The following is a 17,110-nucleotide window of genomic DNA, read 5'->3' as shown; positions in this document are numbered from 1 at the left end:
TTACGTCCCAGGAGGGATTCGAACCCCCGACCGACGCCTTAGAAGGGCGTTGCTCTATCCAGCTGAGCTACTGAGACATGAATTTTTTTCAAGCAAAATTGATTTTATCATAAATAATGATGAATATCAAACATTTTATTTTAAACTATTTTTCGTATATGATATTTGGCGGCAGTAACGTTTTTTTCATTATAATTAAGGTTATGTTAGAATATCAGAAGAACTCAAAAAATAGATCGACTTTCGTTTAATATACATCTATTTATGGTTGATTGCGACTGGAGATTCAGGATACAGAGGAGGTGCTCCTATTAAGGAATCCACGACCCCGGAAACCGAGCATAGCAATAATATCGTGCTGTTTCCTAAGACGCTGGACTATTACCAGATTCAATTGACGGTTATGCTTGAAAATGAACGATATGGTGAAGCGATGGACCTGCTTCGCTTTTTGCTGCAATGCCAAGGACAGGAAGAGCGGCATTATGACGAATGGCGAGCGTTGCTCGAATGGCTTGAAGCTGCTTTCCCTCACTATGGAGAGGATTTACCAATGGTCCATGAAGAGCGTGAGGAAGAAGAAGTCAGTGAAGAGGACATGGCACGCCAACATGCGAGAACCAAGCTTGAGCAGGATGATGGCTATGCGGATAAATTGCTTCGTACCGTGATGGAGGAACCTTTATCTGATCAGACAATGTTGGCGCTGGAGCAGCTTGCTTATCTCGATCGGCCAGAAATTGATGATTCGCTTACCGGTTGGCTTAAAGACAAGACACTGCATCCTTTGCTACAGTTCCGTGTGCTTCAGACATTACGCCGTCGTGGTGTTCAAGGCATTATTGCGTTTACTCGTGGGGAAGAGCCTGTTGAAGTGGAGATTGATACTGTTCCACTTAGACCTGAGGATTTCCCGCTTCAGATTGTTCAGATTCTTGAAAGGGTGGCAGATCAGACGGAGGTTCATGAGCCTACACTCTTTTATTTTGCACAAGAACTGTGGATTCAATATGTTATGGCTGTATATGGAACCCGTGATTATATGTCCATGTTGGAAGAAAATGATTCCATGACAGATATATGGGCAGCCGCTCTACATATGACCGTTGCAGATAGTCTGGGCGGTTCGCATGACGAGGAAGATACTCGCTCAATGTATGCTGTGACAGGGGCGATGCGCTTTCGCCTGGAGCAAGCATATCGATCAATGAAACAGTTTGTATCTGCCGGATTGGACGGTTAATAGGAGCCGGAAACGTTTTCCTCAAACCCTATCAAGGGATTCCCCTTGAAAAAGAATCTAATCTTGTTTATACTAAAATGGTTATTTTGTACGTGATTGTCTACGTGAACATGTGAATTTTGGAGGGGAAAGTATACAATGAAAGCAACTTGGGAAAAGATAGAGAAGAACCTTGGGGTTCTTGAGGTTGAAGTGGGTGCAGATCGTGTAACTGCAGCACTCGACAAAGCTTTTAATAAAGTAGTTAAACAAGCAAACGTACCTGGATTCCGTAAAGGTAAAGTTCCACGTCCAATCTTCGAAGCTCGTTTTGGGGTGGAAAGCTTGTATCAAGAAGCAATTGACATTTTGCTTCCTGAAGCTTACACAGAAGCAATCGACCAAACGGATATCTTCCCGGTTGATCGCCCAGATGTAGATGTGGAACAATTCGCTAAAGGACAAGTATTCAAGTTCAAAGCGAAAGTAACGGTTAAACCTGAAGTAACACTGGGTGACTACAAAGGCGTTGAAGTTGCTGTAGCCAAACATGAAGTAACGGATGTAGAAGTGACTGAAGAACTCGAGCGTCTTCAACAACGTCACGCAGAACTCGTTGTTATCGACGAAGGCTCTGCACAAAACGGCGATGTTGCTGTAATCGACTTTGACGGCTCCGTTGATGGTGTACCGTTCGAAGGCGGACAAGCTGAGCGTTATTCCCTGGAACTTGGTTCCAATACGTTCATCCCAGGATTTGAAGAGCAGGTTTTGGGTCTGTCCACTGGCGACTTTAAAGACGTTGAAGTGACTTTCCCAGAGAGCTACCATGCAGCTGAACTGGCTGGCAAACAAGCGGTATTCAAAGTGAAAGTGCATGAAATCAAACGTAAACAACTTCCTGAACTGGATGACGAGTTTGCAAAAGATGTTAGCGAATTCGATACGCTTGAAGAGTACAAAGCTGATCTGAAAACACAATTGGAATCCCGTAAAGCAGACGAAGCCAAAGCAGCTCAAGAAAATGCTGTTGTAGAAAAAGTGGCTGAAAATGCTGAAGTGGACATTCCTTCTGCAATGATTGACAGCGAAGTACAAAACATGATGCGTGATTTCGACAACCGTCTGCGCAACCAAGGTATGAACCTGGAAATGTTCCTGAGCTTCTCCGGTCAAACTCAAGCTGACCTGAGAGGACAAATGCAGGAAGATGCTTCCAAACGTGTTCGCAACAACCTGGTTCTTGAAGCAGTTGGCAAAGCGGAGAACATCGAAGTGTCTGACGAAGAAGTTAACCAAGAACTCGAAAAAATGGCTGAATCCTACAAGCGTCCTGCTGAAGAGATTCGTGGCATTCTTGAGGGTAATGGTTCCCTGGACAGCCTTCGTGATGAAGTGAAACTGCGTAAAACGATTGATGTTCTCGTTGAGAACAGCAAAGTCGTTGAAGCTGTTGAAGCTCCAGCTGAAGAAGTTGCTGCAGAAGCTGACGAAAAATAAGACAAGCTGTTATGTAATGAACAGCTGAATAAACGATAAGGCACGTGAATCATTGCGTGCCTTATTTTTAAATTATGGCATCCATTTTATAGAGGATTCAGTAATTATATGGATGTGATTTTTTCTTGGTGTCGCTGATGCATATTCAACGTCCTGTGGTTCTCCTGCAAATAAAAAAAAGGCGAAACGGCATAGGATTGCTCCGATTTGCACATACATAGAAAACATGGTTAAATATGATCAGGCTAAAAAGTAAACTCACTTAGGCTTGACACCGCTTGTGAAAAATGACATTGTCACAGGAACGTGTTAGAATGAATTTGGGTTTGCTTTACAGGTAGCCTATGTCTAATTACATGTAGAAAAGAGGTTGGTCTCATGAGTCTGGTGCCAATGGTTGTAGAACAAACCAATCGAGGCGAGCGTTCTTACGATATATATTCGCGTTTGCTGAAGGATCGCATTATTTTTCTAACCAGTGCGATTGATGACGATGTAGCCAATCTTGTCATAGCACAGCTTTTGTTTTTGGCAGCCGACGATCCTGAGAAGGATATCAGCCTGTACATTAATTCACCTGGTGGTTCTGTCACCGCAGGGATGGGTATATACGATACGATGCAATATATCAAACCGGATGTATCAACCATTTGCGTAGGTATGGCAGCAAGCATGGGCTCGTTATTGCTGACAGCCGGTGCTCCTGGCAAACGATATGCACTGACGAACAGTGAAGTGATGATTCATCAGCCGCTTGGCGGCGTTCAAGGACAGGCTGCGGATATCAAAATTCACGCGGAATGGATTATTAAAACACGTCAAAAACTGAATCAAATATACGTCGATCGTACAGGTCAACCCCTTGAGAAAATCGAGCGGGACACAGACCGTGACTTTTTCATGAGTGCTGAGGAAGCCAAAACGTACGGCATTATTGACCAGGTGCTCAGCAGACCGATCAATTCCTAAAGGGGTGGTTTCATGTTTAAATTTAACGATGAGAAAGGGCAATTGAAATGCTCTTTTTGCGGTAAATCTCAGGAACAGGTGCGCAAACTGGTCGCTGGACCAGGCGTTTACATTTGTGATGAATGTATCGAACTTTGCACTGAAATCGTTGAGGAAGAGCTCGGTCATGACGAAGAACTGGACCTCAAAGATATTCCAAAACCAAAAGAAATCCGTGATATTCTTGACCAGTACGTTATTGGACAGGATCAGGCGAAGAAGTCTTTGTCTGTTGCGGTTTACAATCACTATAAACGGATCAACACACAAAGCAAGATTGAGGATGTTGAATTGCAAAAAAGTAACATTTTGCTGTTAGGACCTACGGGTTCAGGTAAAACGTTGCTTGCGCAAACGATGGCCAAAATCCTTAATGTTCCTTTTGCTATTGCTGATGCGACTTCATTGACAGAAGCTGGTTATGTCGGCGAGGATGTAGAGAACATTCTGCTCAAGCTGATTCAAGCTGCTGATTATGATGTGGAAAAAGCAGAGCGCGGCATTATTTATATCGATGAAATTGATAAAGTAGCACGTAAATCCGAGAACCCATCCATTACACGTGATGTATCGGGTGAAGGAGTTCAACAGGCACTTTTGAAAATCCTGGAAGGAACTGTAGCTTCTGTACCACCACAAGGTGGCCGTAAGCATCCACATCAGGAATTCATTCAAATTGATACCACCAACATCTTGTTCATTTGCGGCGGTGCCTTTGATGGGCTGGAGCAAATGATCAAACGCCGGATCGGTAAAAAAGTCATTGGCTTTAACACCGTTACGGAACAAAAAGATCTTAAACCAGGTGAATATCTGGGTATGGTATTGCCGGAAGACTTGCTGAAATTTGGTCTGATTCCGGAGTTTGTAGGCCGTTTGCCAGTCATCTCCACTTTGGAGCCACTGGACGAAGACACATTGGTACGGATTCTTTCCGAACCGAAAAATGCGCTTACGAAACAATACCAAAAACTGCTTGAGCTGGATAATGTGAATCTGGTGTTCGAACCAGGAGCATTGCTGGCGATTGCGAAGGAAGCCATTAAACGTAACACAGGTGCACGTGGACTGCGCGCGATTATCGAGGGCATTATGCTTGAGATTATGTACGAAGTGCCTTCCCGTGATGATGTTACGAACTGTGTCATTACTGAAGAGGTCGTTGAGAAGAGAGTCGTGCCTGAACTGAGTCAAAGGAAGGACGACAAGCAGGAAGAAAGTGCCTAACTACAGGTGAATATTCCGTTTCAACACTGAAATATAGACTTGTCAGTTCTCCACTCCTGGCAGAAGACGATTTCATGTCTCTGTCAGGGTGGAGCTTTGACGTTGTGGGGAGAGAAATCACTCATGTTTTTAAGACAAGATACACGTCCCGTAAAAGTGGGGAACTTAACGATTGGTGGCAGCAACGAGGTCATCATTCAGAGCATGTGTACAACGAAAACGGCAGACGTTGAGGCAACCGTGGCAGAGATTTTGCGTTTGGAAGAAGCAGGCTGTCAAGTGGTGCGTGTAACGGTGAACAATGAGGAAGCTGCTGCGGCCATCAAGGAAATCAAGAAACGGATTCATATTCCGCTCGTAGCGGATATCCATTTTAATTATAAACTGGCACTCCTTGCGATTGAGAACGGCATCGATAAAGTACGGATTAATCCCGGTAATATCGGTAAACGTTCCAAAGTTGAGGAAGTCGTCAAAGCTTGTAAAGAGAAGGGTATTCCGATTCGGATCGGGGTAAACGCAGGTTCTCTGGAAAATCATTTGCTTGAAAAATATGGTTATCCAACAGCTGATGCTATGGTAGAAAGTGCACTTTATCACATTGGTATTCTCGAGGAATTGGATTTCCACGATATTATCGTGTCTCTCAAAGCTTCGGATGTACCGATGGCGATTGAAGCTTATACCAAAGCGGCTCAAATCATTCAGTATCCTTTACACCTAGGGATTACCGAGGCGGGTACATTGTTCTCAGGTACAATCAAAAGTTCTGCGGGTATGGGTGCCTTGTTATCTATGGGCATTGGTTCGACGATGCGGATATCGCTTAGTGCGGATCCGGTTGAAGAAATCAAGGTTGCTCGTGACCTGCTCAAAACCTTTGGTCTGATCTCCAATGCAGCTACGCTGATTTCCTGTCCAACCTGTGGACGTTTGGATATCGATCTCTTCTCCATTGCTAATGAGGTGGAAGAGTATATTTCCAAACTCAAGGTGCCGATTAAAGTATCGGTGCTGGGTTGTGCGGTTAACGGTCCGGGTGAAGCGAAGGAAGCGGATATCGGTATTGCCGGTGCACGCGGGGAAGGTTTGTTATTCCGTCATGGTAAAATGATCCGTAAAGTGCCGGAAGAAATCATGGTTGAGGAATTGAAAAAAGAGATCGACATCATCGTGGAAGCCTATGAAACCACAGGAGTTATTCCTGGTCGCTCGCACTGATTGATTCATATCACTTCTGTAACAGCCCGTTATCAATGACGGGCTGTTTTTTGTTCTTCAACATACAATTTCCAGATCACCCGTTTACGTCTCGGTGAAAAGGCTATACTACCAAGTATTAGCATGATCTCATATGAGAATAGGGATAGAACAGGAGGATGTTGAGACATGGAATTTGGTATGGTCATAATGATGATCCAGTTATTTTTTGGTGTGGTGATCGGTTTGTATTTCTGGAATTTGCTTCGTGGCCAGAAAACGAATCGCAGTGCGGTGGAGCGTGAATCCCGCAAGGAACTGGAGAAGCTGCGGAAGCTGCGCTCCATTTCACTCACCAAGCCTCTGGCAGAGAAGACACGTCCAGCAACCATCAATGACATTGTAGGGCAAAAAGACGGACTTCGCGCCCTTAAAGCCGCGCTATGCAGTGCTAATCCCCAGCATGTCATTATATATGGACCACCAGGGGTGGGGAAAACAGCCGCTGCAAGAGTGGTATTGGAGGAAGCCAAAAAGAATCCGTCATCTCCCTTTAAGGCAGATGCCAAATTCACGGAACTTGACGCCACGACGGCGCGTTTCGATGAACGGGGTATTGCTGACCCTTTGATTGGTTCAGTGCATGATCCGATCTATCAGGGAGCGGGAGCGATGGGCGTAGCAGGTATTCCTCAACCGAAACCGGGTGCCGTTACGAAGGCACATGGGGGAATGCTGTTTATTGATGAGATCGGTGAACTGCATTCCATACAGATGAATAAACTGCTGAAAGTCTTGGAGGACCGCAAGGTCTTTTTGGAAAGTGCGTACTATAACTCGGAAGACACGCATACTCCTGCTTATATCCACGATATTTTTCAAAATGGTCTGCCAGCCGATTTTCGCCTTGTCGGAGCGACGACTCGTTCGCCCCATGAACTGCCTCCAGCCTTGCGCTCGCGGTGCATGGAGGTCTATTTCCGTCCATTGCTGCCTGAAGAGATTGGGCGAATTGCGGAAGATGCTGTTCAGAAAATCGGGTTCAGCCCATGTCCAGAAGCGGTTGATGTGGTCAAGCGATATGCAACCAATGGACGTGAAGCGGTCAATATTATTCAGCTCGCTGCTGGGCTGGCCTTGACCGAAAAACGTGAAACGCTGCAGGCATCGGATGTGGAATGGGTTGCTGGCAGCAGCCAGATTCAGCCCCGGCCAGATCGCAAGGTACCTTTGCAGCCACAGATTGGTTTTGTGAATGGCTTGGCCGTATATGGACCCAATATGGGCACCATTTTGGAGATCGAAGTATCCGCTGTCCCGGCTCTTCGAGATCAGGGACGGATTAACATCACGGGAGTTGTGGATGAAGAAGAGATTGGAGGCGGTTCGCGCACACTCCGGCGAAAAAGTATGGCTAAAGGATCGGTTGAAAATGTGTTAACCGTATTAAAGGCCATGGGCATTCGTCCTAACGACTATGATTTACACGTCAACTTCCCAGGTGGAACGCCAATTGATGGTCCGTCTGCCGGGATTGCCATGGCCACAGCCATTACATCAGCCATCCAGGGGCGTCCGATTGATCACGAGACAGCGATGACTGGCGAGATCAGTATCCATGGAAGGGTAAAACCAATCGGCGGTGTACTTGCCAAAGTGGAAGCTGCATTCCAGGCGGGTGCAAAGACGGTCATTATTCCCGCAGAGAACTGGCAGTCCATCTTTGAAAATCTGGATGGTTTACGCGTTGTTCCGGTCGATACTGTTGAAGACGTGTTCCGTGAAGTATTTGACTGGGTACCTAATGAAGAGCAAACGAAACAATTAAACCTAGCGGAGGAGTCAGCGACACCTGCACCGGAGATTTTCCCACCTGCATCCGCTTCATATTTACGTGCTGATTTGCCACGTCCAGGACAGGTTACAGATTCGGGAAGCTGCTAAGCGCTTCCCTTCATTGGTTTTTTATGTGAACATTTGATAGAATAATGAATGACTACAACCTGAGAGCCATTGGAGGTGCGAAAGCGATGGGACCGAGCAAAGCGAAAGGTCGTCGTTTTCCTTTACTGCCTTTAAGAGGACTTCTCGTCTACCCGAGTATGGTACTGCATCTCGATGTGGGCCGGGAGAAATCGGTCAAGGCTTTAGAAAAAGCGATGGTAGAAGAACATTTGATTCTCCTATGTTCCCAAGCCGAGGTAAATATTGAAGAACCAACACAAGAGGATATTTTCAGAATCGGAACGGTTGCCAAGGTCAGACAGATGCTGAAGCTTCCAAACGGGACGATTCGTGTACTTGTGGAAGGCTTGGAACGGGCTGAAATCATTGAATATACGGATAACGAGGAATATTACGAAGTGCTGGCGCAAGAGCTTCCTGAAGAGGAGAACAGTCATCCAGAAACGGATGCGCTGATGCGTACAGTTCTGAACCAGTTCGAAAATTATATTAATCTGTCCAAAAAGGTTACACCCGAGACACTTGCCGCTGTGTCTGATATCGAAGAGCCGGGTCGATTGGCCGATGTTATTACAAGTCACCTGTCCTTGAAAATCAAGGACAAACAGGAGATTTTGGAAACCATCGACGTTCGTGAACGGCTGGAGAAGCTGCTGGATATCCTGAACAATGAGCGGGAAGTACTGGAGCTTGAACGCAAAATCAGTCAGCGTGTGAAGAAACAGATGGAGAAAACCCAGAAGGAATACTACCTTCGTGAGCAGATGAAGGCGATTCAGAAAGAGCTGGGTGAGAAAGAGGGCCGTGCCGGCGAGGTTGAGGAGCTCCGAGATCAGATGGAGGCCCTAAGCTTGCCGGACAAGGTGAAGGAAAAGGTTGAGAAAGAAATAGATCGACTGGAGAAGATGCCATCTAGTTCTGCCGAAGGCGGGGTTATCCGCAACTATGTCGATTGGTTGCTGGGGCTGCCTTGGACACAGATGACAGCGGACGATCTGGATATTCAAAAGGCTGAAGATGTGCTAAACGCAGATCACTACGGTTTGGAAAAACCTAAAGAGCGTGTGCTGGAATATCTGGCTGTTCAGAAGCTGGTGAAAAAGCTTAAAGGTCCAATCCTTTGTCTTGTTGGACCTCCAGGGGTCGGCAAAACGTCGCTTGCCCGCTCCATTGCCAGATCACTTGGACGCGAATTTGTAAGAATATCGCTGGGTGGGGTGCGAGATGAAGCAGAAATTCGCGGACATCGTCGTACCTATGTTGGGGCAATGCCAGGTCGTATCATTCAGGGGATGAAAACGGCGGGTTCACTCAATCCGGTTTTCCTGCTGGACGAGATCGATAAAATGGCTTCGGACTTCCGCGGAGACCCTTCCGCAGCGTTGCTTGAGGTACTTGATCCCGAACAGAATAACACGTTCAGTGACCACTTTGTAGAATTGCCGTTTGACTTATCTAACGTTATGTTTATTACAACGGCGAACACAGTGCATAACATCCCACGTCCGCTTCTGGATCGGATGGAGATGCTCAATATTCCAGGATATACTGAACTGGAGAAGCTGCAAATTGCCAAAAACTATTTGCTGCCGAAGCAGAAGCAGGATCACGGTCTGGAAGAAGATCAGTTGAATATTGGGGATGACAGCTTGCTGCGTGTCATTCGTGAATATACACGGGAATCCGGTGTGCGGAATCTGGAACAGCAGATGGCGTCTTTGTGCCGGAAAGCGGCTAAAAACATTGTATCCGGTGTAGAAGGTCAAATTAATATCACATCGGATGAAGTCAAAGACTACCTTGGCCCTGGCAAGTTCCGCTATGGCATGGCCGAACTGGAAGATCAGATCGGTACGGTGACAGGTCTCGCTTGGACTGAAGTGGGTGGAGATACGCTTGTCATTGAAGTTACGGTCGTACCTGGAACAGGTAAACTGACGCTGACAGGGAAACTGGGTGATGTCATGAAGGAATCGGCTCAGGCGGCATTCAGCTATACCCGGTCCAAAGCTGCACAGCTCGGCATCCCGTCTGACTTCCACGAGAAGAACGATATCCATATCCACGTTCCGGAAGGAGCCATTCCGAAGGATGGACCGTCTGCCGGGATTACAATGGCGACTGCGTTGATCTCTGCTTTGACGAACAAGCATGTCTCCAAAGACGTTGCCATGACTGGTGAAATAACGCTGCGTGGCCGTGTGTTGCCGATTGGCGGACTTAAGGAAAAATCACTGGCGGCCCACCGCGCCGGTTACAAAAAAATATTATTGCCCAAGGATAACGAACGGGACCTGCGGGATATTCCGGATAGCATCAAGGAAGATGTGGAATTTGTTCCTGTAGCCCATATGGATCAAGTGCTGCAACATGCGCTTGTGGAACAGGCAGGAATACACCTGTGACCCGTTAAACGAGGGATCGTATGAAGAGTAAACCGTTCTGCGGAAGCTTTGGCGTCCGTTGGAACGGTTTTTTTGGTATGATAGAACAATCCATGGCATAATACGAACAGCAGCCATAAGTAAGAGCACAGGAGTTCAAGAGAGGACAGATACATTATGAAAGTAAATCAATCCGAATTTATTATCAGTGCCGTTCGGCCTGAACAATACCCCGAGGATGGCCTGCCCGAGATTGCATTGGCGGGACGATCCAATGTAGGGAAATCATCTTTGATCAACCGTTTGATTAATCGCAAAAATTTGGCTCGGACCAGTTCTACCCCTGGTAAGACACAGCAACTGAACTATTATAAGATCAATCAGGATCTCTATTTTGTGGATTTCCCTGGCTACGGTTATGCCAAAGTGTCGAAGCAGCAGCGTTTTGCCTGGGGCAAAATGATGGAGAAGTATTTGCTGGAACGGAAAGAATTGAAACTGGTTATGCAAATGGTGGATATGAGACATGAACCGTCCAAGGATGACATGATGATGAATGAATGGCTTCGCCATCATGGCTTGCCTCTCGTTGTGGTAGCGACGAAGATGGACAAGATTCCAAAAACGCGTAGAGCCAAACATATCAAAGTCATCAAAGAAGCTTTGGATCTCCGTCCTGGGGATCTGTTCGTACCGTTTTCATCGGAAGAAGGTTTAGGTAAGGAAGAATTATGGGAGATCATCACCCGCTATGCTGGAATCGGTCAAGCTGCAGTGGAAGAAGAGCCAGAGGCTGAGAGTCAAGAAGACCACGAAATTAACGGATAACCGGGGATTACGCCTTTTGTATGCAGGAAAGTGAGCAACTTGGGTGTATCTTTGAGGAGATCAAGGATTAATCCATATTTTGTTGGATTTTCGTGGGAATTCATCGTTTTATTCTGGGGTGAAATAGCAATACGGTAGTGTATAATGAGTATAGGTGCATTTGTGCCAACAGTACTAAAGTAGCGGCCTTGCCGACCTGAAGAATTTTGAGATCACTGCCACAATGTGCAGGAAGACAAAACAATCGGGAAAGAATTGAGGAGATTTTTATGGCTCAGCGATTAGCCACAGAGTATGTTAAAGCCACTTTGAAATTGTCAGAACCCCAGATGCATCAGTTTTTGCGCATGACAGAAGATGGCCGGATTCATCAACGTGTGAAGGTGATGGAGAATGGCTGCCAGGAAATTGTGCTCGTAGATGTGAGTGGAGAAGAAGTTCATTTCCCTTTTGACCGTAGGGAAGGGTTTTACATCTGTGAGTTATCTTGCCGCCTGGTGAATCATCATCTGACGAACGTAGTTCGGAAGCTCTTTATGACCTTTAAGGGTGACGGCGTTGTTCATCGAATTTATGAAGAGTTCACCATGACGTATGTTTATACTCAGGGCGTTGTCCGTAAAATTGTGGAGCAGACCGGTGAAAATATCCGTGTCATCTACGAATACAAAAATACGTTGCTTGAATTGCAGCGTGTGTTCCAGGCTCGGGATATTGAACGCGAGATAAACCGGGTATACGCCGAGGTTGATTCGTTACTCGATACAAGAAAAGATGCGTCTACTTCTGAACAACTCCAGCAGATTGATGAAAAGCTTGCTCTTCACCAGAAACGGCTGTTTGAGCTTGAGGCCTATTGACCTGAAGGTGTGAATGATACAAGTATTTAAATAACCGTCCCCTTATGCTCTGATTCTGGCACATTCCAGGCGTAGCGAAAGGGGATTTTTTTGAATTCGGGAGTCCAACGGACACTGAATTTTTTTGTTTTTGTTCTTCTTAAAAGGGGTTGCATTCCTTTTGATTAGATGTTATTTTTAATCTCGTTGAAAAGAATATAGGAACCAGGATTCACTCAGGACATTATATGTTGCGAGAGATTTTTCCCTCGGGAAGTGAATGACGTAGGTCCTAGCGGATGAAATTTTCAAACATTTTATTCCTAGGAAGGGGGCGCCGAAGGATGGAATATTCAACTTTCGGAAGACACGTTGCTGTTGATGTTTGGGGTGTAGACTTTGATCTATTGAACAGTGCGGAGTATTTGCAAGCTCAACTGGTTGAAGCAGCGGAGGCATGTGGCGCGACAGTAATGTCCGTACAATCCAAGCAGTTTGAACCACAAGGAGCGACAGTGCTTGTACTATTGTCTGAGAGTCATCTCTCGATTCATACGTATCCTGAGAGAGGGTTTGCAGCGATTGATTGTTACACTTGCGGGGAGACCGTAGACCCACAACTGGCCATTGATTACCTGGTATCCGTATTAAAACCGGAAAAAACGTACGCAAAAAAACTGGTACGTGGATTGGGCGAATTGCAAGTTGAGACACCAGAAATGAAACCAAATGATCTGGTATATATGATTTAATTACGACAGCATGAATAATGTTCACATATCGGGATGAACCCAGGATCATCTTAAACCCAAATAGTCATGGAATCTTCCATGGCTATTTGTTTTATAAGGGGTTTTGATGAATCTTTATTATTAAAACAAGTATTTAACGCATAAGGGTGAAGATTGGTGAGACACTACAATAAATGACAATGCATAAGATGATTTACATGTGGATTTCATAAACATTTCATAAAAATGGCCCGGCCATTGTATGGATGTGTGATATAATTAACCATGTCAATCATAAATGGATGAACATATGTAGAAAACACTTTGATTGGAAATTTATTAGGCAGGTGAACTTGCAATGCACATCGTTGTCGTTGGTTTGAATTATCGCACGGCGCCTGTAGAGGTTAGGGAACGATTCACATTTGCAGAAAAGGACTTGTCTGAAGCGCTGCAGCAGCTCAAGCTGACCAAGAGTGTATTGGAAGGTGTAATCGTAGCCACATGTAACCGTACCGAGTTGTATGTTGTGGTAGACCGTCTTCACATGTGTGGTTATTTTATTCGGACGTTCATGGAACAATGGTTTAATGTTCCGCGGGAAGAATTTACGCAACACTTATATATATATGAAGATGATCAAGCCATGCGCCATTTGTTCCGTGTCATTTGTGGGCTGGACTCTATGGTTATTGGCGAGACTCAGATTCTTGGACAAGTGAAACAGGCTTTTTTCAAAGCTCAGGAAGAGAAAGCTACAGGGACCTGGTTTAACATGCTGTTCAAACAGGCTGTTACGCTGGGGAAACGCGCGCATTCGGAGACTTCGATCGGTGAGAGCGCGGTATCTGTAAGTTATGCTGCTGTTGAACTGGGCAAGCGTATCTTTGGTATGTTCACGGATAAGAAGGTGCTGATTCTGGGTGCCGGCAAAATGAGTGAACTTACAGTAAAACATCTTTATACCAACGGAGCCTCTGAAGTTATTGTAGCGAATCGAACACTTGCGCGAGCTGAGGAATTGGCCGCGAAGTTTCGGGGGACCCCTTGTACGATGGAGCAGGCATTAGAGCGACTGAACGAGGTGGATATTGTCATCAGCTCGACGGGGGCAGAAAGATATGTACTGGACGCCACCGTTGTTCGAGAGAGCATGAAGCGTCGTCAATCACGTCCTCTGTTCCTGATTGATATTGCTGTTCCTCGGGATATCGATCCGGCAATCGGCGAGTTATCCAATGTATTCCTTTATGATATTGATGATTTGGAAGGAATCGTGGAGAGTAACCTGGAGATGCGTAAGGTGGAAGCTGCGAAGATCGAGAAAATGATTGAACTTGAGATGGAAGACTATTATCAATGGCTCAAAACATTGGGCGTTCGACCTGTAATTCGGGCATTGCAGGAAAAAGGCGCTTCCATTCATGAAGAAACGATGGATAGCCTGTTCAATAAATTGCCTGAACTGGATGAACATCAGCGTAAAGTTATCCGTCGTTTGACGAAAAGTATCGTGAATCAAATGACGACAGATCCGATCAACCGGATCAAGGAAATGGCTGGTACCAAGCACGGTGATGAAGCACTGCACATGTTTACTCAGATCTTTGCTCTGGAGGATGCAGTAGAGGTGGCCGCTGAGAAAGTAAACCAGAGCGACGCCACGGCTCTGCGCAAACCGGATGCCATTCATCTTAACGATTCCCGGCAAGACCACGTGCCGGCTTATGCTCCGGCAGGCGTATAAGGCGGGTGGGCAGCTTGACCCTAGCTGAACAAATCTATGAAGCTTTAATCTATATGTATGCCCTGAGCCTACTGTTCTATTTCTCGGACTGCATTCGACGCAATGCGGGGGCGAAGCGGACAGGCACAGGGTTTCTTGTTGTTGTATGGGCGCTTCAGGTGCTCCATGTCATTTTACGCATGTTAACCGAAGGGCATTTCCCAATCTACACCACGTTTGATTTTTTGTTTATATTTTCATTCAGTATCGTGCTGATGTCCCTGGTAATGACTCGTATCCAGCGTTCTGAATTTGTTATTTTGTTGCTGAACGTGGTTGGTTTCTCGGTTACGGTATTGAACCGTTTGTGGTTTACAGCAGGCGAGATATCTCTGCATAATTGGCAGACCGTGCATGGATTGCTTATTATGCATATAACCTTGGCGAATCTTGGCTTCGCAGCTCTGACGGTTGGTGCTGTATTTGCCATGTTATATCTGTTTTTGCACCGCAAGCTCAAGAATAAAAAGTGGAATGATACCGTACGTCGTCTGCCGAGTCTGGAAGTGATCAGCAAATATATGGATGGTGCTACACTGATTGGCACACCTCTTCTTGGTGTTTCAATTATGCTCGCGGTATTGTCTATCGTAGCCGAAACGCGCTGGAGCCTGCTCTTGGATCTCAAGGTTATTGCCACAGGGCTTGCCATGGCGATCTATGTGGGATACTTCGTCTTTAAGAGAAGGAAACAGTTCTCCACAGTCATTATGGCGAGATGGACGCTCATCGGATACGGCTTTGTCATTATCAGTTTTTTATCCAATGCGTATTCAGCGTTTCATCGTTGGACGGGAGAGTGAAGGAGATGGAACGCTACACACCCATATTTGTGGATATATCAGGGAAGTCTTGCTGCGTGGTTGGGGGCGGACGTGTTGCTGAACGTAAAATAAAAGGTCTGCTTCATGCGGAAGCGCAAATCAAGGTGATTAGTCCGGAAGTTACGCCAACGTTACAACAATTGCATCAAGATTCCCGAATTCAATGGCTGGCCCGGTCCTACCGCAATGGAGATTTGCGGGGGGCCTTTCTCGTATATGCAGCAACGGACCATAGTGAAGTGAATACAGCGGTTGTCCAAGAAGCAGAAGATGCGGGTATACTGGTGAATGACGCCATATCTTCTGAACGTAGCACCTTTATTACACCAAGTGTGGTCAGGCGTGGAAGGCTGAGCATTGCGATATCAACTGCTGGAGCAGGGCCTGTGGCCGCAGCAGCAATTCGTGACACATTGGAACAGCAATTCGGAGATGAATACGAGACATATATTGAATTTTTGTATCAGATGAGGATGGAAGTGAAGGCACGTGTATCTTCTCCAGAAGTCAGGGGGAAATTACTCCGTCGTTTAACCGAGATGAATGTGCTGGAAGATATCCGTACAGGTCAGTTTGAGTGGTGGACAGAAGAACAAATTGGGGACTGGATTTCCCATAATCAGGAGGACGTGTAGACATGCGGACAATAAAAGTGGGAAGCAGACAAAGCGCACTTGCTTTGACCCAGACAGGCCATGTAATTCAAGATTTACGTGATATTTGTGAGCGAGAAGGACTAGCGTTTGACTTTGAAGTACATAAAATCGTTACAAAAGGGGATTTGATTCTCGATGTAACCCTGTCCAAAGTTGGAGGTAAAGGTCTGTTTGTCAAAGAGATTGAACAGGCGATGCTGGATCACACGATTGATATGGCTGTTCATAGCATGAAGGATATGCCTTCCGAGTTGCCTGAAGGGTTAACGAACGGAGCTGTTCCTCGCCGGGCAGATCCCCGTGACGCACTGATTTCGAATGGTGGACTTACCTTGGATCAATTGCCGGAAGGCGCAAGAGTGGGGACGAGCAGTCTGCGTCGCTCCAGTCAATTGAAAGCATACCGTCCGGATCTGCAGCTTGAATCACTTCGTGGTAATATTGATTCCCGTCTGCGCAAGCTGGAAACCGAAGGGCTGGACGCCATTATTTTGGCTGCCGCAGGTTTGTATCGAATGGGCTGGCAGGATCGAATTACGGAATATCTGTCAGAGGAAGCTTGTCTTCCTGCAGTGGGTCAGGGTGCGCTCGGCATTGAGTGCCGTGAGGAAGATGCGGAACTGCTTCATTTGTTGCAGTTGTACAACGATCCGGAAACGGCATTTCCTGTGTTGGCTGAACGTCGCTTCCTTAGTGTATTGAATGGGGGCTGTCAGGTTCCGATTGGAGCTCATGCCGTATGGGTGCCACAGCAAGATGCAGATTCCCCGAATGGACAAAACGCGTTACAATTAACAGGTATGGTCGGCACGCCGGATGGCGGGCTGATTCTTAAAGAAGCCTTGACGGGCAAAGATCCGGTTCGTCTTGGAGAAGAAGTGGCTTGGAGATTGATTGAACGGGGAGCAGAGCAGATACTGGCAGAAGTTAGGGGATGAAG

At 46.2% G+C, this 17,110-nt stretch carries 14 protein-coding genes and 1 tRNA gene; 14 read left to right on the top strand and 1 reads right to left on the bottom strand.

The genetic code is table 11. From position 1 onward, the window contains the following. Positions 1 to 3: 3 nt before the first annotated feature. A tRNA-Arg gene (locus P364_RS0131565) sits at positions 4 to 77 on the bottom strand. Between the two features lie 233 nt (positions 78 to 310). Between P364_RS0131565 and P364_RS0131555 the strand changes: the two genes are divergently transcribed. From P364_RS0131555 to hemC, 14 genes are all read left to right on the top strand, one after another. Then, positions 311 to 1,243, top strand: a complete 933-nt coding sequence (locus P364_RS0131555) for a hypothetical protein (RefSeq protein WP_173405260.1) — start codon at positions 311 to 313, stop codon at positions 1,241 to 1,243. Between the two features lie 138 nt (positions 1,244 to 1,381). Further along, positions 1,382 to 2,722: a trigger factor gene (gene tig / locus P364_RS0131550; protein WP_024633994.1), complete on the top strand. Its 1,341-nt coding sequence runs from the start codon at positions 1,382 to 1,384 to the stop codon at positions 2,720 to 2,722. Between the two features lie 378 nt (positions 2,723 to 3,100). Then, a complete protein-coding gene (gene clpP, locus P364_RS0131545) occupies positions 3,101 to 3,691 on the top strand; it encodes an ATP-dependent Clp endopeptidase proteolytic subunit ClpP (protein WP_024633993.1) in 591 nt (196 codons plus the stop codon). A 12-nt stretch (positions 3,692 to 3,703) separates the two neighbouring features. Then, entirely contained in the window at positions 3,704 to 4,957 is a 1,254-nt protein-coding gene (gene clpX, locus P364_RS0131540; RefSeq protein WP_024633992.1) for an ATP-dependent protease ATP-binding subunit ClpX, read from the top strand. Positions 4,958 to 5,080: 123 nt separating this feature from the next. Then, positions 5,081 to 6,178, top strand: coding sequence for a flavodoxin-dependent (E)-4-hydroxy-3-methylbut-2-enyl-diphosphate synthase (ispG, locus tag P364_RS0131535; protein WP_024633991.1), 1,098 nt, complete (start codon positions 5,081 to 5,083; stop codon positions 6,176 to 6,178). Positions 6,179 to 6,346: 168 nt separating this feature from the next. Then, a complete protein-coding gene (lonB, locus tag P364_RS0131530; protein ID WP_024633990.1) occupies positions 6,347 to 8,101 on the top strand; it encodes an ATP-dependent protease LonB in 1,755 nt (584 codons plus the stop codon). 86 nt (positions 8,102 to 8,187) lie between these two features. Then, on the top strand, positions 8,188 to 10,527 hold the full coding sequence (lon, locus tag P364_RS0131525) for an endopeptidase La (protein WP_024633989.1): 2,340 nt from the start codon (positions 8,188 to 8,190) through the stop codon (positions 10,525 to 10,527). Positions 10,528 to 10,683: 156 nt separating this feature from the next. Beyond that, positions 10,684 to 11,334: a ribosome biogenesis GTP-binding protein YihA/YsxC gene (yihA, locus tag P364_RS0131520; protein ID WP_024633988.1), complete on the top strand. Its 651-nt coding sequence runs from the start codon at positions 10,684 to 10,686 to the stop codon at positions 11,332 to 11,334. A gap of 269 nt (positions 11,335 to 11,603) precedes the next feature. After that, positions 11,604 to 12,194, top strand: a complete 591-nt coding sequence (locus tag P364_RS0131515) for a hypothetical protein (protein ID WP_024633987.1) — start codon at positions 11,604 to 11,606, stop codon at positions 12,192 to 12,194. Between the two features lie 323 nt (positions 12,195 to 12,517). After that, positions 12,518 to 12,925, top strand: coding sequence for an adenosylmethionine decarboxylase (gene speD, locus P364_RS0131510; RefSeq protein ID WP_024633986.1), 408 nt, complete (start codon positions 12,518 to 12,520; stop codon positions 12,923 to 12,925). Positions 12,926 to 13,262: 337 nt separating this feature from the next. After that, positions 13,263 to 14,651 carry a glutamyl-tRNA reductase gene (gene hemA / locus P364_RS0131505; RefSeq protein WP_024633985.1) on the top strand — a complete coding sequence of 463 codons (1,389 nt, stop codon included), beginning with the start codon at positions 13,263 to 13,265 and terminating at the stop codon, positions 14,649 to 14,651. Between the two features lie 14 nt (positions 14,652 to 14,665). Beyond that, positions 14,666 to 15,493, top strand: coding sequence for a cytochrome c biogenesis protein CcsA (gene ccsA, locus P364_RS0131500; protein ID WP_024633984.1), 828 nt, complete (start codon positions 14,666 to 14,668; stop codon positions 15,491 to 15,493). A gap of 5 nt (positions 15,494 to 15,498) precedes the next feature. Continuing rightward, the gene (locus P364_RS0131495; RefSeq protein WP_024633983.1) at positions 15,499 to 16,149 is read left to right on the top strand and encodes a precorrin-2 dehydrogenase/sirohydrochlorin ferrochelatase family protein; all 651 of its coding nucleotides are present in this window, start codon (positions 15,499 to 15,501) and stop codon (positions 16,147 to 16,149) included. A 2-nt stretch (positions 16,150 to 16,151) separates the two neighbouring features. Continuing rightward, complete coding sequence (hemC, locus tag P364_RS0131490; RefSeq protein WP_024633982.1) at positions 16,152 to 17,108, top strand: hydroxymethylbilane synthase; 957 nt, start codon at positions 16,152 to 16,154, stop codon at positions 17,106 to 17,108. Positions 17,109 to 17,110: the final 2 nt, after the last annotated feature.

Source organism: Paenibacillus sp. MAEPY2 (assembly GCF_000499205.1).
GTDB classification, from domain to species: domain Bacteria; phylum Bacillota; class Bacilli; order Paenibacillales; family Paenibacillaceae; genus Paenibacillus; species Paenibacillus vandeheii.
The sequence above is the reverse complement of the archived record's forward strand: the minus strand, read 5'-3'. Positions and strand labels throughout refer to the sequence as shown.

Excerpts from the sequence above, each read along its gene's own strand:
- tig (WP_024633994.1), top strand. The coding sequence starts at position 1,382 with ATGAAAGCAACTTGGGAAAAGATAGAGAAGAACCTTGGGGTTCTTGAG.
- clpP (WP_024633993.1), top strand. The coding sequence starts at position 3,101 with ATGAGTCTGGTGCCAATGGTTGTAGAACAAACCAATCGAGGCGAGCGT.
- clpX (WP_024633992.1), top strand. The coding sequence starts at position 3,704 with ATGTTTAAATTTAACGATGAGAAAGGGCAATTGAAATGCTCTTTTTGC.
- ispG (WP_024633991.1), top strand. The coding sequence starts at position 5,081 with ATGTTTTTAAGACAAGATACACGTCCCGTAAAAGTGGGGAACTTAACG.
- lonB (WP_024633990.1), top strand. The coding sequence starts at position 6,347 with ATGGAATTTGGTATGGTCATAATGATGATCCAGTTATTTTTTGGTGTG.
- lon (WP_024633989.1), top strand. The coding sequence starts at position 8,188 with ATGGGACCGAGCAAAGCGAAAGGTCGTCGTTTTCCTTTACTGCCTTTA.
- yihA (WP_024633988.1), top strand. The coding sequence starts at position 10,684 with ATGAAAGTAAATCAATCCGAATTTATTATCAGTGCCGTTCGGCCTGAA.
- P364_RS0131515 (WP_024633987.1), top strand. The coding sequence starts at position 11,604 with ATGGCTCAGCGATTAGCCACAGAGTATGTTAAAGCCACTTTGAAATTG.
- speD (WP_024633986.1), top strand. The coding sequence starts at position 12,518 with ATGGAATATTCAACTTTCGGAAGACACGTTGCTGTTGATGTTTGGGGT.
- hemA (WP_024633985.1), top strand. The coding sequence starts at position 13,263 with ATGCACATCGTTGTCGTTGGTTTGAATTATCGCACGGCGCCTGTAGAG.
- P364_RS0131495 (WP_024633983.1), top strand. The coding sequence starts at position 15,499 with ATGGAACGCTACACACCCATATTTGTGGATATATCAGGGAAGTCTTGC.
- hemC (WP_024633982.1), top strand. The coding sequence starts at position 16,152 with ATGCGGACAATAAAAGTGGGAAGCAGACAAAGCGCACTTGCTTTGACC.